Annotated in this window: 22 protein-coding genes; 19 read left to right on the top strand and 3 right to left on the bottom strand. The window is 57.1% G+C overall.

The genetic code is table 11. From position 1 onward, the window contains the following. The first annotated feature begins 155 nt into the window (after positions 1-155). From GY33_RS0106685 to GY33_RS0106580, 19 genes are all read left to right on the top strand, one after another. Positions 156-938, top strand: coding sequence for a hypothetical protein (locus GY33_RS0106685; protein WP_200874844.1), 783 nt, complete (start codon positions 156-158; stop codon positions 936-938). A gap of 124 nt (positions 939-1,062) precedes the next feature. Continuing rightward, positions 1,063-1,314 (top strand): PD-(D/E)XK nuclease domain-containing protein, encoded by a 252-nt coding sequence (locus tag GY33_RS0106675; protein WP_084184873.1) that lies wholly within the window; start codon positions 1,063-1,065, stop codon positions 1,312-1,314. A 1,448-nt stretch (positions 1,315-2,762) separates the two neighbouring features. Further along, on the top strand, positions 2,763-3,653 hold the full coding sequence (locus tag GY33_RS20930) for a DUF5677 domain-containing protein (protein ID WP_152555109.1): 891 nt from the start codon (positions 2,763-2,765) through the stop codon (positions 3,651-3,653). 122 nt (positions 3,654-3,775) lie between these two features. Then, positions 3,776-4,522, top strand: a complete 747-nt coding sequence (locus GY33_RS0106660) for an SAM-dependent methyltransferase (RefSeq protein ID WP_031386586.1) — start codon at positions 3,776-3,778, stop codon at positions 4,520-4,522. Positions 4,523-5,038: 516 nt separating this feature from the next. Next, the gene (locus tag GY33_RS0106650) at positions 5,039-5,785 is read left to right on the top strand and encodes a M15 family metallopeptidase (protein ID WP_031386585.1); all 747 of its coding nucleotides are present in this window, start codon (positions 5,039-5,041) and stop codon (positions 5,783-5,785) included. A 40-nt stretch (positions 5,786-5,825) separates the two neighbouring features. Further along, positions 5,826-7,556: a uracil-xanthine permease family protein gene (locus GY33_RS0106645; protein WP_031386584.1), complete on the top strand. Its 1,731-nt coding sequence runs from the start codon at positions 5,826-5,828 to the stop codon at positions 7,554-7,556. A gap of 418 nt (positions 7,557-7,974) precedes the next feature. After that, complete coding sequence (locus GY33_RS0106640) at positions 7,975-9,264, top strand: serine hydrolase domain-containing protein (RefSeq protein ID WP_152555108.1); 1,290 nt, start codon at positions 7,975-7,977, stop codon at positions 9,262-9,264. Positions 9,265-9,386: 122 nt separating this feature from the next. Beyond that, positions 9,387-10,649, top strand: coding sequence for a C45 family autoproteolytic acyltransferase/hydolase (locus GY33_RS0106635; protein ID WP_031386582.1), 1,263 nt, complete (start codon positions 9,387-9,389; stop codon positions 10,647-10,649). Between the two features lie 102 nt (positions 10,650-10,751). After that, complete coding sequence (locus GY33_RS0106630; RefSeq protein ID WP_161788449.1) at positions 10,752-13,061, top strand: cation:dicarboxylate symporter family transporter; 2,310 nt, start codon at positions 10,752-10,754, stop codon at positions 13,059-13,061. A gap of 106 nt (positions 13,062-13,167) precedes the next feature. Next, the gene (locus tag GY33_RS0106625) at positions 13,168-13,554 is read left to right on the top strand and encodes a pentapeptide repeat-containing protein (RefSeq protein WP_200874843.1); all 387 of its coding nucleotides are present in this window, start codon (positions 13,168-13,170) and stop codon (positions 13,552-13,554) included. 269 nt (positions 13,555-13,823) lie between these two features. Continuing rightward, positions 13,824-14,267, top strand: coding sequence for an Lcl domain-containing protein (locus GY33_RS20350; protein WP_084184869.1), 444 nt, complete (start codon positions 13,824-13,826; stop codon positions 14,265-14,267). A 610-nt stretch (positions 14,268-14,877) separates the two neighbouring features. Further along, positions 14,878-15,312: a pentapeptide repeat-containing protein gene (locus GY33_RS0106615; RefSeq protein ID WP_084184867.1), complete on the top strand. Its 435-nt coding sequence runs from the start codon at positions 14,878-14,880 to the stop codon at positions 15,310-15,312. Between the two features lie 805 nt (positions 15,313-16,117). Beyond that, complete coding sequence (locus GY33_RS21225) at positions 16,118-16,294, top strand: hypothetical protein (RefSeq protein WP_153304581.1); 177 nt, start codon at positions 16,118-16,120, stop codon at positions 16,292-16,294. A gap of 82 nt (positions 16,295-16,376) precedes the next feature. Then, on the top strand, positions 16,377-16,805 hold the full coding sequence (locus GY33_RS0106605) for a hypothetical protein (RefSeq protein WP_031386577.1): 429 nt from the start codon (positions 16,377-16,379) through the stop codon (positions 16,803-16,805). A gap of 113 nt (positions 16,806-16,918) precedes the next feature. Next, entirely contained in the window at positions 16,919-17,347 is a 429-nt protein-coding gene (locus GY33_RS0106600; RefSeq protein WP_031386576.1) for a cupin domain-containing protein, read from the top strand. A 74-nt stretch (positions 17,348-17,421) separates the two neighbouring features. After that, entirely contained in the window at positions 17,422-17,640 is a 219-nt protein-coding gene (locus GY33_RS21665) for a hypothetical protein (protein ID WP_031386575.1), read from the top strand. A 245-nt stretch (positions 17,641-17,885) separates the two neighbouring features. Continuing rightward, complete coding sequence (locus GY33_RS0106590; protein ID WP_051822369.1) at positions 17,886-19,289, top strand: sigma-54 interaction domain-containing protein; 1,404 nt, start codon at positions 17,886-17,888, stop codon at positions 19,287-19,289. 97 nt (positions 19,290-19,386) lie between these two features. After that, on the top strand, positions 19,387-20,193 hold the full coding sequence (locus GY33_RS0106585) for an MBL fold metallo-hydrolase (protein ID WP_235185484.1): 807 nt from the start codon (positions 19,387-19,389) through the stop codon (positions 20,191-20,193). Then, entirely contained in the window at positions 20,186-21,550 is a 1,365-nt protein-coding gene (locus tag GY33_RS0106580) for an MFS transporter (RefSeq protein ID WP_084184866.1), read from the top strand. Before GY33_RS0106585 ends, GY33_RS0106580 begins: the two co-directional genes overlap by 8 nt. Positions 21,551-21,930: 380 nt before the next feature. On the opposite strand, the gene GY33_RS0106570 is transcribed toward GY33_RS0106580, so the two are convergent. From GY33_RS0106570 to GY33_RS0106560, 3 genes are all read right to left on the bottom strand, one after another. Further along, positions 21,931-22,158: a type II toxin-antitoxin system Phd/YefM family antitoxin gene (locus GY33_RS0106570; protein WP_200874842.1), complete on the bottom strand. Its 228-nt coding sequence runs from the start codon at positions 22,156-22,158 to the stop codon at positions 21,931-21,933. A gap of 147 nt (positions 22,159-22,305) precedes the next feature. Next, positions 22,306-22,575, bottom strand: a complete 270-nt coding sequence (gene brnA, locus GY33_RS0106565) for a type II toxin-antitoxin system BrnA family antitoxin (RefSeq protein ID WP_031386570.1) — start codon at positions 22,573-22,575, stop codon at positions 22,306-22,308. Beyond that, on the bottom strand, positions 22,565-22,828 hold the full coding sequence (locus GY33_RS0106560) for a BrnT family toxin (RefSeq protein ID WP_031386569.1): 264 nt from the start codon (positions 22,826-22,828) through the stop codon (positions 22,565-22,567). Before GY33_RS0106560 ends, brnA begins: the two co-directional genes overlap by 11 nt. Positions 22,829-22,891: the final 63 nt, after the last annotated feature.

Here is a 22,891-nt window from a genome sequence, read left to right as displayed (position 1 = left end):
AAGCGTATTTATTCATACGTGAGAGTTTGAACTTTTCGCGGCGACGCAGCAATTGGGAGTTTTTCAACGGACTGATTCCCTGGTCCTACTGGGAAAACTTGGCTCAGCAGAGTAAAATCATGCCGGGAAACCGGCGAAGAACAGGAGAAACTACCATGGCCCCCAAGAGCTTTCCATCAGGCAGAGGAATGAAGTTCACCCTTGTTTTTGCAATGCTCCTTTTTCTGGCTGCCTGTGGCGGCGGGTCATCGGATGGTTCAGGGGGCGGTTCAGGCGGCGGCGATCCCCAGGCCGCGTATCAGCGGGCCGTGGCGGACGCCATGGTGGCCGAGCCCGCGGAGATCGTGACCTCGCTGACCCCCATCGTCGGGTACAATGCCGACCTGATCTGGGAAGGGGAGCCGGGTGCGTCGCGGGTGCTGATGGTTTCCTGGGTGGACGGCGACTACTACGACGATTCCGTGGGGCGGGAGTACACCCTTCCTGGCTGGCTGCGGCTCTGGGTGACGGCGGTGCCGGAAATCCAGGCTTTTTTCGCGCCCAGGCCCTCTTCCCGCGAGACGATCCTGAAACGCAGGGTCGAACAGCTCCTGGGCATGCCTCCGGACACGGCGAACACCAAGTTCGTCGAGGTCTGGGTCAACCCCAACGACCTGGTCCGCCCCTGCCCGGATCCGGAGATCACGGACACGGTTTGCGAACTGGACTTCCCTCCAGCTCGCTTCCAGGAACTGTCCTCGGAATACCGGCAATGGTTCGAGGCCAACCGGGCTTCCAGCTATGGTGGAAGCCCGCCCTATCCCTGGACCCGTCTGGGTTATACCTGCGACTGGTATCACGGACGGGGCTGCGACATCGGACTCAGCGAGTTCGTGATCTGGCCGGGTTCCACCGTGGGCGTCCGGTCGGTCCGAACCACCGTGGATTACCTGAATTGATGTTGTTTTGTTCAAAACAACCAGGGGAGTGCAGCCATGGCGACCGCTGTACGCATATCAGAAGAACTTGCTTCCCAGGCAAAAATGTTCGGGCGTGTTGATCATCGTTCCCTGACGGGCCAGATTGAACACTGAGCGCAAATCGGCAAACAGGTTGAAGGTCACGGACCTGGACCAGACCCCGGGCAGCGCTTTGGAACAGATCAAGCGCAAGGGCTACGCGGACAAATACCGGGCCGAATCCGAAGCCGTCTACCTGATCGGCGTGGAGTTCGAGCGCGAGGAACGCAATATCGTGGGGGTTGAGTGGGAGCGGGGGTGGGGGGGGAAGAGAGGGATGCCGGATACGATTGCTTCCATTGAGAATGTCATTTAATGGTCCAACGTCTGCTATTTGATCGGTTTCCCGAAGCCAGAGAAGCATTAGGGGTTGTCCTCTTTTCAGAGTTTTGGCCACAGACGGAAAAGGCAGACAAAGAAGGACTTTTCTCCAGCTGACTTGGCTGGCGAAAAACACTTTGCGCCGCGGGCGCAGGCAGTTGTTTTAGCCCATTATTTTTTGTCAATGGGCTGAAGCATTCTTCTGTCTGCCTTGTTCGTCCTGCATGGTCTAGCGAAGCGGGTGGCAAAAAAGAAATGTATTTCCATGTCGTTTGGCTGGAAATGCCTTTGCGAGGGCAAACGCCGAATGCTCCCCGAACCCAGTACCGGAAATTGACGAGGGCTTGGCGATATGCGTGATAGCGATCCGAGAGACAATGGCCTTCAAAGCCTGCACCCAATCATCAAAATTGAATACGTTGCATCCACAATTTCCTCTGACCTCGGAAGCAGGCATACTGCTGACCTCGGAGGAAAGAGGCAGTTGGCTGGGACGCATTACATTCTGAAGATGAAAGGATAATTGTTGGTTTTTAGTTTGGTGGTGCTAGCCAAATTAGTTGACGTTAAGGTCTGAAATTTGTGGGGTTGGTTTTTTGTGAGTTCCGGATAATAACATTGTTGGGCGTCAAAATCACACCAATGACCGCTTCAGACACATCTACCAGCACTCCATTCGACGTTCTTGGTACTCGGGCTTACTTTGAGTTTTCAGACGTCTTGGACTACGTCTGGAAGAGTCCAAAGTTGATTGAGCACGAAACTAAGGTGGAACTCGCGAAGGCTGCGGCGTACTTTCCGAATGAGCCCAAGTTGAGGAAGATTCGGGCGCAGCTCGAATTCCCGAAGCTGCAACGAACCTTCCCATACATGATCGCCGTAGGTAATCTCTTCAGTGTGATGTCGCTGTTCGAGTCCTATTTGCTTCTACTAGCTACCGAGCTACAGAGGCCGAGTCAATCGTCCGTCAGGGAAGCAAAAGGCCAAGGGTTAAGCAAGCTGTTCAACTATCTGAAGTCTGTCGGGTTGTCTCCAGCGGCGATCCCGCTGTACGAGCAAATCCAAGCGGCCAAACGAGTTCGTAACTGCTTTATGCACTCTAGCGGCATGTTGTCGTGGTCACGAGACGAGCATGAACTTCGTAGACTACAGACGTCATGTTTGTACCTAAGCTCAGAACATCGAATGAGACGACAGGCAAGAGAAGGAAGTTTCGACGAGCTATCAATTCGGTCAACTCCTCTTGGGGACCGCCTGACAGTCAAGAACCAATACTCCTGGGTCGTATGCGGCTATCTCAGAGACTACTTCGTCGCGCTATGCGGCGAGGCAAAGCGTGTTTTCCCTGTTGTGACGGACAAATCGTGACGCCCAACCCGGCAATCCATCGGACGCTGCGCGATAAAGCCGCGTAGCCCCGGCCCATTAGATTTCTTAAAAACCATGAACGAGATAGCACAGTTACCAGATCCCCCACAATTTTCTGACGAAGAAATGCAAAAATGTCGGGAAAGCGGTGACTTCATGCCTGTGCTTTTTGAATGGTACAAGTTCGTTGGTCATATTTGTATTTTTTTTTCTCAATTACAGAGAGAGTCACCAGCAGTTAGAGAAATTTCACCAATCCACTTTGCCATCCTTACAGGGTTACTAAACCGCTGTGCACGATTGATGTTGTCAAACTTAGCCCTGTCCCATAATGGACGTTTCGGTGAGACCACAGTGCTTTTAGATAGGTGCATTTTCGAATCTTGTCTAAAAGTGAATTGGCTGTGTCATAAAGGAAATGACGAAAGTTTCCAACGGTATTTGGCGGGTGGGCTAAAAACAGAAATCGAACTTGAAAAAATAATAGAGGGAAACATCGCAGAACGAGATGGTGGCGAAATTCTGAATATAGAAAAGCGCATGCTTTCATCTATCGAACGACACATTAACGCAGCAGGATTAAGTCGCGAAGAAATTACTGAATCTAAAAATCTACCAGATGTTTCAGCGATGTTGCGTGATTTAGGTCATGATAGACTAATATACGTAGTTGCACAACGACTAGGCTCTCATCATGTGCATGGTACATGGCCAAGCTTGCTACTGCATTATCTTGAAATTGATGATAGTGGCGGTTTTTCTCTCAGAGATCACGATTGCAAAACACACCAAAATCAATTTGTAATGATTCCACTACAGGTTTTGGGTGCGGTTAGGTCATATATCGGTTACCTAATCGAGGACGAAGAAGCCGAGGAAATTGTGGGTTTATTGGATTCTATCCAAGAAGAAATATTGAGTATCAATAGCAAAATGGCTGGGAAGGATTTTCAGAGTGCAGAATAAATCTAACAAGGCCGTAAACTCGGACACATTTTTCGTTCGCTGCGCTCACTACAAATGCGCCGGTCACCGCTGACGTTAGACCTTGACCGAACCAATTCACACTCGTAAGGCAATTTCCCTCAATGGACATCCCGCGAATATTCAATATCACCGAAAGTGCCCACCGCATCCACAACCCGATCACACCTGAAAAGCTCGCCACTCTCGGCGCGGCGCTGCGTCTGGAGTCGGGGGCCCGAGTGCTCGACCTCGGCAGCGGTTCGGGGGAGATGCTGTGCACCTGGGCACGCGATCACGGCGTCATCGGCACCGGCATCGACATGAGCCGGTTGTTCACCGAGCATGCGAAACTTCGTGCTGAAGAACTCGGCGTCGCGGATCAAGTCAGGTTCATCCATGGCGATGCCGCCGGATATGTCTCCGGCGAGAAGGCCAGTGTGGCAGCCTGTGTCGGCGCCACCTGGATCGCCGGGGGAGTTGCCGGCACTATCGAGCTTCTGGCGCGGAGCCTGCGCACCGGAGGGATCATCCTCATCGGCGAGCCCTACTGGCGGCAGTTGCCGCCGACGGAAGATGTTGCCAAGGGGTGTCTTGCCAACTCTATCTCCGACTTTCTCATGCTCCCGGAACTTCTCGCGTCTTTCGGCCGCCTCGGCTACGACGTCGTTGAAATGGTTCTGGCTGACCAGGACGGCTGGGACAGATACGAGGCGGCCAAGTGGCTCACCATGCGCCGCTGGCTTGAAGCCAATCCCGGCGACGAGTCAGCCGAAGAGGTTCGCGCCCAACTGACCTCGGAACCCGAGCGCTATGCCGCTTACACGCGCGAATACCTGGGTTGGGGTGTGTTCGCGCTGATGCCGCGGTGATGATGAGGGGATACGATAGCCCATGGCAACGCCCTGGGACGGAGAGGGAGCTGAGGTAGGTCGCCCTTACAGGGCTCGTCTGCTTTTCCATCGTTCTCCCAGGGCGCTGCCCTGGGCTATAACATGTCGCCCCTTTGGGGCTGAAATCAAGCCCTGAAAGGGCGAAACAAGTACAGCCCAGGGCAGCGCCCTGGGATATTAATGAGATATTTTTCCAGCCCTGAAGGGGCGGCCTAAAAGGGTGAGGCTCATCAAAAATGCGTAATGCCCCCGACGGAAATGTTCCAACAAGAATAGTCCTGAAAGGGCGATCCTCATGGCAATTCAAAAATGTCATAACAGTCCGTTGAAAAATCCCCAATTGCTGCGTTGCCGCAAAAAGTTCAAACTCTCACGTATGAGTAAATACGCTTCGACCTTGAACTTTTTTTGCTCCTTGCACTTGGGGTTTTTGAACGAACTGCCGGAAAATGACTTTTTCAACACTCAGATATCAACGTATCACCGGAGAACGTCATGAAAAAGATGATCTTGCTGCTGCTTGCCGTCGTGGTGTCGGGTTGGGTCCAGGCTTCGGAGCGGCCGGACGCCTTTGTGGAAATCAGGGAGGTGATTCCGGATGCGATCATGGATATCCGGTATTTCACCGAGCACAATTTTGTCGGCGCGCGGGTGGACGGCTATGAGGCCCCCAAGTGCTATCTGACCAGGGAGGCGGCCCAGGCCCTGGCCGGAGTGCGGGCGGACCTCGCGCCGTTCGGCTTTGGGATCAAGATCTACGACTGCTTCCGGCCCCAGCGGGCCGTGGACCATTTTGTCCGCTGGGCCAGGGACGTGGACGACACGGCCACCAGGACGGAATTCTATCCGACCGTGGACAAAAGAAACCTGTTCCGGGACGGCTACATTGCCGAAAAATCAGGACACAGCCGGGGCAGCACCGTGGACCTGACCATCGTTGAACTGCCGCCCGCGGACCAGCCCGCGTTCATCCTGGGCCAGACGGAGCAGCAGGATTGCTTCCTGCCCGCGGACCAGCGCTTTCCGGACAACGGTATCGACATGGGCACGGGGTTTGACTGTTTCCACGAAATCTCCCACCCGGAGAACCCCAACCTGAACGCCCAGCAACGCCTGAACCGGCTGCTGCTCAAGACCCTCATGGAAAAACACGGCTTCAAGTACTACGACAAGGAATGGTGGCACTTCACCCTGGCCGACGAACCGTTCCCGGACACCTATTTCGACTTTGTGGTGGAATAGGCGGCAGCCTCTTCCATATTTTTCTAGAAGATAGCCACCCATGACCCCACGCGCTGATTCCGATCGCATCCTGCATGCCGTGGACGACAAGCCGGGCTGGGGGCTGTCGCTGCTTTTGGGTTTGACCCATGTTTCCCTGATTTTCGACGGGATCATCTTCTTGCCGATCATGATCGGCAAGGCCACCCACACACCGCCCGAACAGGTCGCCTTCGTCACCTTTGCCACGATCCTGGTCGCGGCCCTGGGCACCTTGATCCAGACCCTGCGGGTGGGGCGAATCGGTTGCGGGTTCGTGCTCTTCATGGGCTCTTATTCCGCCTTTCTGGCCTGCACCCTGAGCGCGATCCGCATGGGCGGGCTGGAGCTGATGGCCACCATGACCCTGCTCAGCGCGCCGGTGGTCTTTTTCTACTCCTACTTCCTGCGGTTTTTACGCCACATCGTCACCCCGCAAATCGGCGGGATCATGATCATCCTCGTGGCGCTGAGCCTGATGCCCATCGCCATCGAGCTGTGGCAGGGCGGCTTTCCGGATCGGCCCGGATTCGGCTCGTATCCCAACTATGTCGTGGGTGTGATCACCATGGCCGTCCTGGTGCTGCTGATGCTGTTCGGTAGTACCACGCTGCGACTCTGGACTCCGCTGCTGGGCCTGGGCGCGGGATGCGCGGCGGCTTGGTTTTTCGGGATTCTCCAACTCGACCAGGTCCTCTCCGCGCCCTGGATCGGGCTGCCCAGGTGGGCCTGGCCCGGGCTTGAACTCAACCTGGGACTGACCCATGTGCCCCTGCTGGCCGCATTTGTCATGGCCGCGCTGGTCAGTGCCATGGAAGGCACCGGGAACATCATGCTCGTGCAGCAGTTTTCGCTCCGCCGGTTTCGCAAGGTGGACTACCAGCAGGTTCAGGGCGGGCTGTACGGCGACGCCGCGGCCAAGGCCCTGGCCGGAGTGAGCGGGGCCGCGCCGGTGGCCACGTTCTGCGACAACCTGCCGCTGCTCAAGATGACCCGGGTGGCGTCCCGCCGCGTCGGCCTGATGGGCGCGGCCATCCTGTTCGCCCTGGCCTTTCTGCCCAAGATTTCCGGTTTTCTGCTGGACCTGCCCGCCCCGGTCATCGGTGGAATGCTCGTGGTCATCTGCGGGATGCTTTTTGCCGCGGGCATCGGTCTGATCATCAGTTCCGGGCTGGATTTTCAAATCGGCCTGATCCTGGGGTTGTCTTTGTGCACCGGGCTCGTGGCCGAAACCCGCAGCTTCTTTCCCGACGTGATGCCCGTGGCCCTGGCCCCGATGCTCCAAAACGGCGTGGCCATGGGTGGGTTCGTGGCCATGTTCATGAGTCTGTTGCTGGTCCTCTTTCCCAAGCCCCGCAAGACCTTCCGGCTTGCGCCGCGATCGGAGGAAATGCCCAGGCTGCTGGCCACGCTGGAGGATGTTCGACATGAATTCAGGATGAGCGACGGAAGCTTTCATCGCCTGCGCCTGGCCTGCGAGGAGACGTTCGGTCATCTCTGCGAGCACATCGCCGACGGGGACGAGACCTGCCTGTTCGACATTCAGCGCAGGGAAGACGGAATGTTCGTGGAAATCATCTGCGGTTCACGTGTCGAAGACGTGGACCATTGCCCGCCACCCGTCCACCCCTCCTGCGCCAACGAAGCGGAACTGTCGCGGCTGGGGCTGTTCCTGCTGGCCAAGACGGCCCGCGACGTCCTGCACTACAATCTCTCGGGAAACACCTACATCACGTTCTTCATTGATGATTGATCCAGGGAGCGGGGCAAACCTGTTCTCAGCAAAATCCACTCATCGGTGATATTTCGTCTCCGCGTTGCATGGCGGGCCTCCTGTGGAGGCTGAAAGAGTGGAAAAGCGGCAACCGTCCGTGGTCCGTGGCCGTGGACACCTGGAAGCGACAAGGCCCGCAATCCCGAGCCGCATGGCATCGCAGCGCCCTCCCCCCTGTTCGTGCGATCTGAGATGGATTATTGTTAATCCAGAAAGAAGCAAGCCGGCAGCTTCCGACGGATATGTTGGCGCCGCCAACGAACCTGGCGCAAACAGCGTGGCCACTTCCTTATGGTGCTTAATTTCAATACTTTGAAATTAAATGTTTTTCGCATGGCACGATTAGTGATCATTAAACGATCATCGCCTTTCACCCATCAACCAAGGAGACGCCAAGATGATGCCCCATGTTGGTATGCAGGCCAAACGTTGTTTCATCCCCTTGTGGGCGCTGCTGTTTGCTATCCTGGCCTTGTCCGGGTGCGGCGGCGGCGACGGCGAAAGTCCGTACGCATCGAATCCGGAAATGGACCGGGCCGTTGCCGGTGTCCGAACGTCCCTGGAAAACGCCCTGGGCAACACGGTTCCCTCACTGAGCGTTCTGATCCAGACCCCGGAGGGCGTCTTCTTCAGCGGTTCGTCGGCCCCCGGAGCGCGGCGTGTCTCGCCGAATACATATTTTCGCTTTGCCAGCAACACCAAGAATTTTACCGCGGCCGCCATTATGAAAATGCATCAGGACGGTTGGCTCAACTATACGGATCGGATCGTGGACCGCATTCCCGGCGGCGACATGGCCTACGTGCCGGAAGACCCTTCCTGGAATATTCCCTACAAGAACCGCGTCACGATCCGCCAACTCCTGCACCATAACGCCGGGGTGTACGACGTGGCCAACGATCCGGTCCCGGGATGCGACGGGTTGCCGTATGTGGGATGGATGGAGGAGCAAAACCCCGATCACCAGTTTACCTCCACCGAACTCGTGGAGCAAAACGTCATCCACAACCTCTCCTCTTTTCCGCCGGGCACGGCCAATTACAAATACAGCAACACCGGCTACACGATCCTGGGCGAAATCATCGCCCGGGTGTACACGCAGCGCAGCGGCGCTCCCAGGACCTACACGGACTATCTGCGCGACCACGTCCACGGCCCCACGACCCCTGTTCCGCTGAACCTGCATTTTCCCTACCTGGCCGCGGACAAACGCCTGCCAACGCCCTCGGTCTGCGGGACGGTCCATGCTCCGGAGGGCGAGGTGGTCGAGATGTGCGCGGACAACATGAGCGCCAATGTGGCCGAAGGCAACGGGTACGGAACCATGACCCACCTGAACGCCTACCTGCGCACCCTGCTCAAAGGGCAAAACATCCTCACAGCGGAAAACGTGGCGAAGATGATGACCGACGCTTCCGCGGCCCAGCCCAGGTATGCCCTGGGAACCCAACACACGGACAACCTCGGGTATGGACATACCGGCGCGACCCACGGCTATCTGTCCCTGATGGCTTACGATCCGTCCGTCGATGTTTCCGTGATCGTCCTCCTGCCGTTATGGGACTTCTCTTCCGGTTGGGAATCCTTCATGAAATGCTACCAGTCCATGCTCTGCGTCGGCTGGGACGCCCGAGCGGCCCTGGGATATCCCGGCAGGCCGCAAGGGGCCGCATGTCCGGGTGGATGAGGATGTTCCGCTTGCGACAACGCGAAAGGCAAAGCATTCCGTAGTGGCGGGGTTTGTGTTTCCGCTGGAGCGGCTTGGTCACGCAACGCCGCCGTTCAACCCAATGCAACCAGGAGAAGGGTATGCAGCCAAAACACTATGATCGGTTTTCTTCACTCAAGATGGTTCCGGCCGTCAAGCGGTATGTCTCCCTTGTCGCGCTCATCGCGCTGCTTCTTGTGCCGGCCTGTGGCGGGGGCGGGGGCAACGGGCAGGTAGCCTCGTCCCGGTCTTATGAGAACGGCCGTGCCGTTCGAACTGTTTCCGGAACGTACTGGGTCCTGGATTTGGCGGGCTCCTGGCTGGAGATGGGTCGCCAGTATGGAGGCTTGATGGGGCCGGAACTGCGTCGGTTTCATTCCGAAATAACGCGGGATATAATTGCCCGGGGCATATCCGAGGAAGAACAGAAGAGCACGGCGGCCGATTTCAGCAGCGGGCTCTCCTCGCAGTTGCGGGAGCTGCTTCTCGGCATCAGCCAGACCTCCGGCCTGACTTTTGATGAGACACTGGTCCTCAATGCCGGCATGCTGTTGCTGAGCAACGCGATCCTGGGCGGAGAGCCGCCCAGTGCATGCAGCGGCATTGGCGTCTGGGACGGCTACACCAAGGACGGAACCCTGATCTTCGGCCGCAACTGGGACATCGACCGAAAGGCCATGAGCCGGTACATGCGCTATCTGGCCGTGGTCGTGTTGCATCCGCTGGAAGGCAACGCCCTGGCCAATATCCACCCCCTGGGCAATGTTTATCTGGAAACAGGGATGAACAGCCGGGGCCTGTTCATTGAGCTGAACAACGGCGAGTATTCCGACCCCACGGAGCGTGACGAGCGCGAGGACACGAGCTCGGTTTTGGTCACGGTGCTCAATCGCAGCGACAACGTGCGGCAGGCCGTGAACATGCTCAAGCGCATTCCCGCCGACTTGTCCTACATTCTGCAGATCGCGGACCCGACCCATGCCGTCTCCCTGGAGCGCCCCACGTTCGACGCCAGGGTCCGCCCGGCGGACGATCGCGGCCTGATCGTCGCCTACAACAGTTTTGTCCCCCCGTATCCGGCGCACTGGCGGGGCAGGGTCGCTCCGCCGAAACCCTCCTCCATTGACCCACGCTACGACAACATGCTCCGGCTGGCCCAGTCCCCGGCGTACAAGGGTTTGTTCACGCCCCAGGCCATGATGGAGTTTCTGGAAGTCCCCATGGAAGAGGGCGGCGCCTACCACCCCGGCACGGTGGTGCAGGTCGTGGCCGTACCCGCCGAACGAACGATCTGGCTGCGAGGATGCGACTACGCGGACTGGGAACGGGTGCCCCTGGGTGAGTTTTTCGACGGCAGGCAATGAGGATTGTGTCGACCACCGTGAACGTTTTTTTCCGTAACAGTCCTTGTCCAGCCGGGTCGGCATCAAACCTCGAACCCTTTTCTTGGCATGGAGGAGAAGAACGTGTCGCCACGCTGTTTCATCACCGTCATGTTCCTGCTGGCAAGTATCGCGACGGCCTCGCCGTCCTGGTCCCTGTCCGCGGACCTGGAGCGATTGCGGGCCCGGGGAACCCTGCGTGTGGCAGTCGTGGACATGGACATTGCGCCTTTCGTCTTCCGCGAAAATGGCGAACTGCGCGGCGCGGACGTGGACCTGGCCCGGGGCTTTGCGCAAAGCATCGGCCTGGAGGCCGTGTTCGTGCCAGCCGGCGACACCTATAGCCAGGTCGTCCGGGCTGTGGCCGAGGGACGCGCGGATATCGGGATCAGCGAGCTGAGCAAGACCATGGAACGGGCTCAGACCGTGCTTTTCAGCCGTCCCTATTTCATTTCCGGAATCACCCTCGTCGTGAACCGGCTCAGCGAGGCCCGTCTGCGCGGCCTCCGGCCTCGCGATGGGCCGGAGGCGGACAAGGGCGGCCGCGAGGATCTGCCTGGGCTTTTGAACGACCCGCGCCATGTCGTTGCCACCATGGGCGGGTCAATCCAGGACCAACTGATGCTCTCCTTTTTCCCATCGGCTATCCCGCGCACGACCAAGACCTGGCAACAGGCAGTGGAACTGGTGGTTGCCGGGAAAGTGGACGCGGCCGTCGTGCCGGACCGCGTCCACCGGCTCATGGTCCATCAAAACCCGGAAACGGACTACAAGGCCCGGGCCGTTCCCTTGCTTGCCGACCCCCTGGTGATCGCCGTCCACCCCGGCGCACCTGACCTGCTGCGCCTGGTCAACGACTATCTCGACGTCACCGAACACCAGCGCGAAACCAGTCTTGCCTCGCTGCTTCAACGCTATCTGGACCATGTTCCAACGGCGCACGTCCGGCCAGGGCAGGACATCGCGCTTGACCCGGAACCGGCGGCCCTCCCGGAAGCCGATACGCTTTGGCCGCTGCTGGCGGCCATGCATGCCGGGGCTTTCGTCCTGTTCTGGCTGCTGGTGATCCGTCGGGAACGGGACAAGCATTGGCTGCTGAGTCCGTGGGCCGTGGTCCTGGGCATGGTCCTCGGCGGGGCTACCGGAAGCCTGCTGCCATCTCCGGCCATGTTTGCCGGCCCCCTGGCCGGACTGTTCATCCGCTTCTGGCAGCTCTGCGTCCTGCCGATCATGATCACCGCGGTGGTCACCAGCATCTACCGCCTGCTCGTGGGCGGGACCAATTCCGCTTTGGTCCGTCGGCTGCTTGTGGTCCTGCCCGGCGCCTTGCTGTTGGTCGCGACCCTGGGCGTGCTCCTGGGAGTCTGGGGCCGTCCGGGCGTGGATTTTTCACCGCTTGCCCAGCAGGTTCTGATCCAAAGCATGCCCGAGGTCATGGAGCACTCTGGCAGGCAGGATGTATTCGAGCAGTTGATGCACATGGCCAAGTCCATCGTGCCCGGCAACGTGCTCGCTCCGGTTGTTCATAATCAGGCCCTGGCCGTGCTGTTCATCGCCCTGTTTTTCGGGGTCATGCTGACCCGCTGCCGCGTCGAGGCCAGACAGTCCGTGGTCAACGTCCTGGACGCGGTGCAGGGCGTGTTCACCGGAATGGTCCGGGCCTCCCTGTATCTGCTGCCAGCGGCCCTGTATCTGCTGACCCTGGACTTCACGGCCCGCATGGGCATGGAGATGCTTGGCTCGATTTTCCGGCTGACCGGCCTGATGGCCCTGGCCCTGATCCCGCCTCTGATCTTCGGCGTGGCCGCGTTGCGATTCAGGCTGAACCAACCCTTCAAGACCCTGGTCAACCGATTTCTGCCCATGATCCTGCTGGCCTTTTCCACCCGGAGCAGCGTCGTGGCCATGCCTCTGGGCATGGACGCGCTGCGTGGGCTTGCCGACAGGCAGCCCGGGATGCCGCCCGGACTCGATCAGGACCAGGCCATGGCTGCCTTCCCTCTGTTTTTAATGGCCTGTCATTGCGGGTTCACCATCTTCTTCTGCCTGGTTCCCATATTTATCGGCCAGGTCTTCCAGGTGGAGTTCACGCTTGCCCAGTACGCGTTCATCGTCTTCGGCGCGGCCCTCAGCGCCGTGGCCGCCACCGGGGCCCTGGCCATGTCCCATGTTCTGCTTCTGCCCATCATCTGCGACCCCCTGGGCCTCCCGGTGGAGCCCGCGATCCTGGTGGGCTACGCCCTGCTGACCGTCATGACTCCGTTCTCAGCCGCGGTCCAGACCTTGTTCAGCAGCGGCCTGACCGCCCTGGTCGTTGCAAACCAGACCGAACTAGCCGACTCCGCCAGCATCGTTGGCAGTGCCAACGAATTGGGCGCAAACAGCGAAGCTTGATCTAGCTGGCAATTATTTGCAACATGCTGGAATTGTATTGTTTACTTCATGGCATGGATCGTGCTTTATATAGAAGAACATCAACAACAAACCACGGAGGTTTCTCATGAATATCTGGAGCAGAAAAATTTGGGCAATAACGGCAATGGCGGCGCTGGGTTGCCTGTTGACCATCGGGACGGCCGGGGCGTGGAAGCAAGAGGATCTGGACAAGCTGCTGGACACGAATGCGGGCAGTGGCTGCGACCTGTCCGGAGCATTGCTGTATGGGGCGGATTTGTCCGGGGCGGATTTGGCGGGGGCCAATTTGTTCGGGGCGCAGTTGCCTGGGGCAAACCTCTCCGGGGCCAACCTGACCCGCGCAAATCTGCATCAGGCCAATCTGGACGGCGCAAACCTCTCCGGAGCCAACCTGACCGGCGCAAACCTGGTGTGGGCCACGTGGACCGACGGCAGACAGTGCGCCAATGAGTCCATCGGCGAGTGCAAGTGAGTGGATCTCAGCCGAGTACAAAACGTGATTTTTGCACTCGGCAGTGGTCAGTGACTTGTGGCTTGTGCTCCGTAAAATAACAACAGGTTGCCGGAAGACTTTGAGGCGTTTGCTTCGGTAATCAGGGTCGGCGCTTCGGTATTGAAACAGGAATAATTATAAAACACTTTTCAGCGTTTTCGATTCCGATCCCGATTCCGACCCCGACCCCGGCAACAGCATTACTCTGTGCTGAACAGTTACCCTACAACCCAGGGGAGAAAACGAACATGCAGCGCAACATCAAAACACACACGACAATCGTGGCCATCACATTGACGCTCTGCCTGGTCGGGATGGTCATGACCAGCTCGGCTTTCGCCCAGGGGTGCGTGAATAATGGAGATGGGACACTGACGGATGCAAAAAACAGGATCATGGTTCGGGAATCGTGCTGGCCGGATAATTGGGAAAGCTGCATGCAAGTTACTTCCAGCCTGGTTATTGCTGGGTATAGCGACTGGCGAGTCCCAAGCAATGATGATTACTATGCCCTGGTTAAATCTCCCTGCTTAAAAGAGTATCCATTGAATGAGTCAGGATGGACATGGTCATCGACTACAGACCCTCATGATGATACTTATGCATATACAATAAATCTTAAGAGTCCTGCAGCTATGCCGATTGAACATAAAAAAGATACTAATGAATGCATAGCCATTCGTAAGTTTTGATTGATGACTGGATAATTTTTTCACGTGATAAAATAATCTTTCCATAAAGGATACATGCCATGATCAAGTTGAATACATCCCTGCTTGCAATTATTGTAATAACTATACTGCTTTGCCTGCCAAACTCATTCATCCATGCGCAAAATGCAGATTCACAACCGGAAAGGACCCATTGTGAACTGTGTTATGAGTCTTGTTATTCAGTGTGGCCAAATGATCGCAAAAAATGCAAGGATTCGTGCGAACGCTTCTGTTCCGCGCCCCAGTCCGACCTGACCAAGAGTGTAACCATTCCACCGGAAGACCCGTGCGTGGCCTGCATGTGGGCATGCAAGCAAAAGCAGCCTCTAAACATGCCGCTGCCAGGAGACAGGGATTGTATGGAAGAATGCTTTAGAAGCGCTTGCAGCGATTAACACGTTACCTGGTGAAAAAGTCATTTTGCACCAGGCACTGGTCACTGAACAGTGGTTGGCAACCAGTGTTTAGAGGCCGGTAAAATAAATTTGTGGTTTGGAGTTCAAAAGATACTTTATTCAGCAGACGGTATTTTTGCACTGACCTCATCAATCTTCAACACTTCCGAGATGAAACCGAAAGGGGAACCATCATGAATACGTGGAGCAGAAAGATTTGGGCAATAACGGCACTGGCGGCATTGGTCTGTCTGCTGGCCATGGGCCAGGCCGGGGCGTGGGTCGAAGAGGATCTGGCAAAGTTGCTGAACATGAAGGAGTGCGAGGAGTGCGACCTGTCCGGAGCTGACCTGTCTGGCACGAACTTGCACTACGCCAAGCTTTCCCGGGCCAATCTGTCCGGGGCGAACCTGTCCCGCGCCAAACTCTACCGCGCCAATCTGTATAACGCCGACCTGAGCGGAGCTGATCTCGGAAGTGCGGAGCTGATCAACGCAAGCCTGCTCGCCGCAAACCTGCGGGACGCAAAAAACGTGGACAGCGCGAATTTCGCGAATGCCGACCTGAGCGCAGCCACATGGACGGACGGCAGACGATGCAAGCCAAAGTCTATGGGTGAATGCAAGTGAACATATTTTATCGACAACAATCAAGCCACGGGAAGGTTAAGCGCGCACGGCATCATCATAACATCCGTGACAATCCTGACCATTACATTCATGCTCTGCCTGGCGGGGTTGCCTGTTAAAGGTGTAGAGCCAACATTGGCCTGAGAGAAACGACAACACCAAACCAAAATGAGGAATGCCATCATGCGCATTTTCACACCAATTCTCTCAATTATTTTTACAATCTTCGTCTCTTCTGCAGAAATAGCATACAGTGATCAAGAAAAAAATGCTTGTCTTGCTCAATGCAGCACAAGACCATATTGCAATTTATGCTGCACAAGCGATAATTGTGAGGAGATTTGTCAACAACTTATAATTGATTCTGGATATGAAGACCATAGATAATTTCATGGTGCATTTTATGATTGTATATATAATTGTGAAAAATCCTCTTTCTTTAGAAATTTGTATTGTATATAATTTTTTAAATATTTTACATTTTTAAACAAGGAGATTAATATGCAAATAATTATGATTATTTTCGCTACTTTGTTTTTCACGTTCCCACTTGCTTCACCATCTTCAGCCATGACGGACAAACAGAAAGCGGAATGTCGATTAGCATGCGGAATCTCCGTCGGGTGCAAAAATTGCTGTGAGGGCGGATGCGAGCATTATTGCGGATATCTTGTGAATGTTTTGAAAAAATATAATGGCGACCTTGAAGGATGCATCAGATCTTGTGGATACAATCCAGCATATTTTTACATGGATGCTTGTGTGAAACCGCAAATAAACTAGGTTCGTGTGCATCGAGACCACCATGGTCGGATCCGCGTCCTTCGAAAAGGCCGTGTCCGCGGGCAACGATCAATTCCTGGAAGCCCTGCCCTTCTTCATCAGCGATTCCATGAATGAGAAAGCCTCGGAAGGCTACGCGATCATCGACATCGACGACGCCCGGCGGTCCGGGATCATGCCCATCAGCGAAGCGTTATGATTTCATGAACAGGACCGGTAGAGTCATTTCCATATTTGAAAGACATTCTCCGGCATGGCCTCGCGATAGAATGAAAAGCATCATGGCATACATCGTGTTTCAGTCCTGGGGGCTGCCCGGGGCATTCAAACAATTTAAAAGTGGCTTAACCACTGAACCGGAGGAAATGATGGGAGAAAAAAAACTGATTAACGGTGTCTTATGTTTTGTGTCAGGTGTCCTCTTTGCCTCAATCGTCTTGTTCTGCCTGGTCACTGTGCCGAAGGCCGATGCCGATTCCGGAATAAGCTGCATGCGAACCAACCTGAATGCCTGGGGATACAGAAACACGATACCCAACTCAACCATTGATATTGCTTATGAGATTCCAGGATGTATAAGAAGCTATGGTTACACTATAAATAATGTTTATATACAAAATGGCATGGTCGTGGTTAACTACACAATGCCGAGTACCAAATCGAAAGACATGGGTGCCGGCGATACGACGAGCGGCATTGTCCCCTTTTAAGAGGTCAGTGCAAAAAGTCCCTGGAGCCGATGCCAACGCTTCAAAGTCTTCTGGCAACCTGTTTTTCCCCATTAACGGCTGAGCCTGAAAGCCCCACAACATAAGGACATCTCATGCGACTTCGTTTGACCAGTTTATTCGTCATCGTTTGGTTTGCCTTCCTTGGCCTTGGCTCCGTCGCCGCCAAAGCCACGGGCGTTCTGGTCCGTGAACTGGCCAGGACGGAAGCGAGCTGGGATGGAGCATTGCTGCCGTCCTATCCGGAAGGACAGCCGGAGATCCGTATTCTGAGCATCACAATTCCGCCTGGAACAAAGCTGCCCGTGCACCAGCACCCGGTCATCAACGCGGGCATCCTGCTCAGCGGTCACTTGCGGGTACATACCCTGGACGGCCAAGTCCTGGACTTGAAAGCCGGGGAGGCCATTGTCGAAGTGGTCGACACCTGGCACTGGGGCGAAAGCGTGGGCGACGAACCCGCGCACATCGTGGTCTTCTATGCCGGGACAGCGGACCTGCCCATCACCCAAACACGGGAATAGGTTGCGCTCCTTCCGGAAAAAACCGGATGGAGAGCATTACCGGCAACTCCTCAACTTCAAAGGGAGGTTCAGTCATGCAAACCTTGGGATTCCGTATGGTCAAGGCTTTCACCTGGCTCCTGGCGGCAGCCGTTTCTCAGGCGTGGGCCGGAACAGCCGCCGCATCTGATCCGTCGCTTGAGGTCTCGGACATGCACGCCACGGCCTTCAGCTACTTTTTCCAGGACGGGGACATGGATTTCCACTTCGGCAACCTGGTTCTGGGGTCGGCGGTCAACGGGGGGTGGAAATAGGGGAGGCCTTTCACGCGGCCTCGCGCATCGACATACCCGGCTGATGGAGCTATCAAACACAACTCAACGGAGTTGGGAGTTGCCACGCGTCCTCATCAAGACCCTCCGTGCGGCCCCGCCGACGGCTGGCAGGCCCAGAGGGCTAGGGCGATGCCCCGTTTGGTCGTGAACGGGCTCGCATCGCACCTGGCGGACCACCTGTCCGAAAAGCATAGAGAGTCCACTATTATCCAACAGGATACATCATGAACACCACCGAAGACGACCACGAATCGCTTTCTCCGCGGCTGGAGCAGCTTCTGACCATCATGGAGCATATCTGCAATGATTTGGCCTGGGGGCGGTATGACCGGGCCGGGGAGCTGTTCGAGCTGACCCGGAACGCGGAGTACCCTTCACCGGTGGCCAAGCTGGCCGAGTCCTTCGGTCTGATGCTGGTCAAGGTGGAGGCCCGGGAGTACCGACTGGAGGGGATGGTCGCGGAGCTGCGGCGGGTCGGCGACGAACTGCGTGATGCCAGGCGGCGGCTGCTGCTAGAGAACCAGGGGCTGAAGCAGGGCTTGGTTGAGCGGTATTCCGCCAAAAGGATCGTGGGTCAAAGCCCGCCCATGCGGACTGTTCTGGGTCAGGTGGAGCGCATCGCGGATACCTCCATCAGCGTCCTGATCACCGGCGAAACCGGCACGGGCAAGGAACTGCTGGCCAAGGCCCTGCATTACAATTCCCCGCGCAAGGCCGGTCCGTTCATTGCCCTGAACTGCTCGGCCGTGCCGGAAACCTTGTTCGAGCGGGAACTGTTCGGCATCGAGAAGGGCGTGGCCACCGGGGTGCTGATGCACCGCGGCCTGCTGGAGCAGGCCCAGGGCGGAACCCTGCTGCTGGATGAAATCGCGGACATGCCCTTGTCCTGCCAGGGCAAGCTGCTCCGCGTTCTGGAAGAGCGGGAACTGACACGGGTGGGGGGTACGCGGGTTCTGCAACTGGATGTCCGGATTCTTGCCGCAACGAACAAGGACATGACCCTGGCCGTCCAGAGCGGCGCGTTTCGCGGTGATCTGTTCTTCCGGCTGAACGTGATGTCGCTGCATTTGCCGCCACTGCGCGAGCGCCGGGAAGACATCGTGCCGCTTACGCGGCACTTTCTGGATCTGCACTCCCGGAGCATGGGCCGGGATCAGCCTCGCCTGGCCAAGTCCGCCCTGGAGGCTCTGGCGAGTTATGATTGGCCGGGAAATGTTCGCGAGCTGAGCAACGAAATGGAACGCCTGGTGGCGCTGTCTTTTGTCGACGAAATACACATCGAGGATCTGTCGCCCGGAATCCGCGGCAATCAGGAGCGTGAACCAGCGGCGACCACGAGCGTCGCTTTGGACCTGGGCCAAGTCCGGGCTCGTCCCTCGAAATCGCCCGAATTGGCCGAGCCGCCTGCAGCTCCCGAACCGGCCGGATCGACTTGCATTCCTTCCCGCGAAGCTAGTTCGGTTCCCCCCATTGTCACGGTCCCCGTGAGTTTGCTCGCAACCGAAAAAATGCTCATCCTGAACGCCTTGCGCTCCACGCAAGGCAACAAGACCCAGGCCGCCAAAGTGCTGGGCATAAGTCGCGAGGGGCTGCGCAAGAAGCTGAAACGTTTGGGCATCACGGAATGACCGTCCCGGAAATGCGGAGCTTGGCGACCATTCTCCCAACGGAAACCATCCCTGTCCCGCGGACCAAAGTACCGGAAACAACCTGCAACCCGGAGCAATGATGCGGATCTGTTTTCTCGGCGTCGGCGAGGCATTTGACGAGCTCTACCCAAACACCTCCCTGCTGGTTTCCTTTCCCAATCCGGACGGCGATGCGCATGTGCTGCTGGATTGCGGGTTCACGGCCCCGGCGGCCTACTACCGCCATGCTCCGGATGACGCGCGGACATGTTCCGCCCTCGACGCCGTCTGGATCTCTCATTTTCATGGAGACCATTTTCTGGGCCTGCCGCTGCTCTTGCTGCGTTTCTGGGAAGAGGGACGGACCCTGCCCCTGACCATCGTCGGTCAGGCCGGGGTTGAGGAAAAGGTATGGGCCGCCTTTGAGTTGGCTTACCCAGGATTCCGGCCTCGCCTGCAATTTCCCGTGTGCTTCCTGGAGGCGGTCCCCGGCGAGGTGATCCATGTCGCCGGGGCGCGGTGGAGTTTCGCGCTGGGCGATCACAGTGCCGTGACGCCGTGTCTGGCCGTGCGGCTGGATCGGGACGGACAATCGGTGGTTTACAGCGGGGACGGTCGGCCCAGCCCGGCCACGGCGGAGCTGGCCCAGGGCGTGGACCTGCTCGTCCACGAAGCCTATGGTCTGGACCCAGACACCCCAGGACATGGCGGGGTTCCCGGTTGCCTGAAGCTGGCCCGCGACGTCCGGGCCCGCAATCTGGCCTTGGTGCACGTCAACCGCCGGGTACGGCAAGAAAGCGCGGGAGTCATCCGGGCCATGCTTGCCCAGGCCATGGGCGGGCACGGTGTCCTGCCCGAGCCCGGCGACGTGATCACGCTGGAGCGCGCCTTGGACCATGGCTGACCCGCGAAACGCGGCGCTCGCATCCGTTGCGCGCCCCATGGCCTCCAAACGGGAAATCTTCGGCTGGGCCATGTTCGATCTGGCCAACCAGGCCTATACCACGCTGATCATCACCGTGGTCTTCGGGGTGATCTTCACCCGGGTGATCGTGGGCGACGGTCCGGACTACCGCCTGGGAAACCTGCTTTGGAGCGTTTCCCTGGCCGTGAGCTACGCCCTGGTGATCCTCATCGCCCCGATCTGCGGGGCGATCATGGACCATGCCGCGGTGAAGAAGCGGTTTCTGTTCGCCAGCTACCTCCTGACCGTGATTTCCACGGCCTGCCTGTACTTCGTCGCCCCAGGGCAGATCGCCCTGGCCATGACCCTGATCATCGTCTCCAATTTCGGCTACGCAGTGGGGGAATCCTTCATCGCCGGGTTCCTGCCCAGCCTGGGGCCGCCGGAAAAGCTCGGCCGGATCTCCGGGTTCGGCTGGGCCCTGGGATATGTGGGCGGGCTTCTGGCCACCGGCTTCGTGCTCTTGGGACTGGGCGGGATCGCGGAGGACAACTTCGCCAATCTGCGCTTCGTGGGTCCGCTGGCGGCCCTGTTCTTCCTGGTGGGCGCGATTCCCACCTTTCTCTGGCTCCGGGAACCGCGAGTTCAGCGGGCTAGCGCGGGCCATGGCCCGGTTTCATCCAGGCTGGACTATTTGCGCATCGGATTCAACCGCATGGCCTGGACCCTGGCCCGGCTGGGTCGGTTCCGGGATCTCGGCCTGTTCCTGGGCTCTCTGTTTTTCGCCATGGCCGGACTATCCATCATCATCAGCTTCGCCTTCATCTACGGAGACCAGATTATCCGCTGGGAGCCGCTGTATCAGATGCTGATGTTCGTCCTAACCCAGATCACCGCGGCCTGCGGCGCGTTCCTGTTCGGCCTGCTTCAGGACCGGATCGGGGCCAAGCGCACCTACAACCTGACCCTGCTGCTCTGGATCGCGGCAGTGGCCATGATCGCCGCCACGCCGCAACTGACCTTGATGCTCAACCATCTGGCCGGACTTTCATTGCAGCCCCAACAGGTCTTCCTTGGCGCGGGCTGCATGGCCGGATTCGGACTCGGTTCGCTCCAGTCCTCGGCCAGGGCCCTGGTGGGCCGACTGACGCCCCTGGGCAAGGCGGCGGAGTTTTTCGGCTTCTGGGGCATGACCGTCAAACTGGCGGCCATCTTCGGCATCCTGGGCCTGGGCGTGCTCCAGGTCCGGTTCGGATTGCAGCTCTCCGTGCTGCTCTGCCTGGTGTTTTTCGTCGCGGCCCTAATCATTGCCCTGACAGTGAACGAACAAAGAGGGGAGGTGGCGGCCCGAATTTGAAGCACAAGCGGGCCGGAGGTTTTGAGGGGAATTGAACGAGTCGGTGCCGCACCCCGCTCATGCGGGCGTTAGCCGTTACTTTTTGCGATTCCTGTCCGATCGAGTTTCTTCATCAGCTCGTAGATGTCCTTTTTGTCTCCAGCTCTTCGGATTCCAACGGCAACTACGATTACGACAACCAGTGTCTCTTCAATTCGGTGACAATCCGGTACCGTTGACCGGCCGCACGTGTAAATCTGAATTCTTTCAATGGCCCAGATAGCGCTTTGCCTAATAGCCCTGGGGTCTCCTTCAGTTGGTCAATCTTTCTGATGATCTGACTTCTGGCCGTCGCTTCAATGCCTTGTAGCGTCTGAGCCGCCAACTCAGTGAGCTTGATTCTATACATCGAAGCCCTTTTTGAACTCTTCGAAGTCGATCAACTTCCCTTGTCGCGCCTGGAGTATACCTGTTTTCAGGTCGCCGTATCCTTCCGGGTCGGAAAGGATTTCCAACGTCTCCGCAATGCTTTCGTAGGTTTCCCACCGAAGAATGGCAAAGACTTCCTTCCCGTGACTGGTGACGGAGATCGTATCTTCATAAGACATCTCTTTTTCCAATGACGTCATTCGCTCTCTTGTCTCCGAAATTGACATTTGCCTGATCACCGGTCTCTCCTAAAACAGATCCTTTCCTTTGTTGTACAGAGGGAAAGTGAAAATATCTGTACATTGTATTCGTCTTCGCTTGGTCCGGCGAATGTGGCTAACGCACCGCTAATGTGCGCCGCTTGCGGCATCATCATTCAGTGACTTGTTCGCAACCTCGGCCTGCAAGCGTTCAACCAGCCAGACTTTGATAATTGATTGCCGCGTGACTCCAATTCGGGCTGCCTCACGATCCAGCGACTCAACCACCCAAGCCGGAAAGTCAACGTTTATTCGTTTTTGCTCAAGATTGACCCGGCGCGCCGTGGATAGGTCTAGATTATCAATAATGTCTTGCCGGCCTTCATCAAACTTCTTGTCGAAATCTTTAGCCTTCATAAATCTCCACCTCTCTTTTGCGGGATCGTCTTACAGAAATGAGGCGAATTGCTCCGTTTCGGTAGGTGACGACGGCAGACCAATGCCTTGAGCCTATGCAACCTATAACCAGAAACCGAGGTTCGTCTTCCGATTTGGCTTGGATCTCCAAAAGTCTCGGATCATTCCATAGGGCCTGGGCTTCTGAAAAATCGATTCCGTGCTTTTTCAGGTTAGCCTTGCTTTTGTCGTCATCGAATTCAAACTTGCCCATGAGTATAAACTATTCCTTTTCTACTCATTCGGCAAGCATGGCGGCAACGTGGCGGCAACGTAG

Source organism: Desulfonatronum thiodismutans (assembly GCF_000717475.1).
GTDB lineage: Bacteria > Desulfobacterota > Desulfovibrionia > Desulfovibrionales > Desulfonatronaceae > Desulfonatronum > Desulfonatronum thiodismutans.
The sequence above is the reverse complement of the archived record's forward strand: the minus strand, read 5'-3'. Positions and strand labels throughout refer to the sequence as shown.